The 1,123-nt window shown below is 35.4% G+C and carries 1 protein-coding gene; it reads right to left on the bottom strand.

From position 1 onward, the window contains the following. Positions 1-64 precede the first annotated feature (64 nt). Positions 65-583 carry an ImmA/IrrE family metallo-endopeptidase gene (locus RAC86_RS38970; RefSeq protein WP_072566592.1) on the bottom strand — a complete coding sequence of 173 codons (519 nt, stop codon included), beginning with the start codon at positions 581-583 and terminating at the stop codon, positions 65-67. Positions 584-1,123: the final 540 nt, after the last annotated feature.

Below are 1,123 nucleotides of genomic sequence, written 5' to 3'. Positions count from 1 at the left end.
ATGAAGGGAAACGCTTTTTCTGTTTTTTTCAATGCGCGCAAATGCATGAGGATTTCATTATTAATTACAAAGGGGGGGGGCACAGATTTCCCGTAACTGTTTGATTAAATAAATGTTGAGTCAGCTTCCTGTAGTAAAGATTCAAACGTTTCTTCGCAAACGAAGGGGATACTTTAAATAGCCAAGCCACATTTTCAATTGCATGTGATTGTATGTACGGAAGATTGATATTACGCAACATGAAAGTTGGAATGCAAAAGTGATATGTAAAATAATTGGACTGCCACTCTAAATAATCAGTCCAAGTTGCAGGCATTGTTTTTTTATCGCCTTCATGTCTATATATATGGCAAAATTCATGAGCAAAATCATACCATTGTTCAACTCGGTTTTTTCGGCTGTCCAAGCATATGTTATAAATTCCGCTGTGTTTAAGTGCGAAGCTTGTTACAGGTTTAAACGAAAGCCTGATATCTAAAGCCTCGGCAATCCGTTCAAAATTAATTTGTTCTGGTTCTGTAATATCAATCTTTCTGTATAAGTTTTCAATCCAATCCTCTAAATGACTGTTTGTATACCTCAAGATGAAAAACCTCTTTAAAGACGGCAATCTAAAAATTGGATTCGTTAAATATTATAGGGAAGACACAACTTTTTTCATGGGAAAAACGTCCAAAAGATGCGGGGTTATCCAAATGAAATGGATTGTTAAACGGAGTTTTCTTGTTGGAGGGGTTTAATATCAATCAATTGAAAGTTGCTTACGCAGAGGTATATAAAAAATTTTAGTTTATGTCGAGAACGATGTTCACCTTCACTGCTTGTTCAATTAGAGGAAGTGATTCTTCCTTAAGGGAGATCACTTTTTCTTATTCGACTAAAGCAGCAGTTTAGTGGAAGAAGGAGAAAAATCAGTTGACTTACTTGAATACTAAATAGGTGTAAAAAGTGGTTATTAATACGAAGGATTGAAAAAGAAGAACACGCAGCAGATTCACTTGCTCTTGTTGGGGGGGGGGCAAGTGTTGACAACCCTATTACTGGTTTATTTAAAGAAGGAGTATAAACCATGTATCAATGATGTTACTAGATAGCTACGAAAAGGGTTTTATATCTGTATATT

Source organism: Bacillus sp. LR_5 (genome assembly GCF_042709275.1).
Note: the sequence above shows the minus strand (reverse complement) of the source record. Positions and strands in the feature narration are given on the sequence as shown.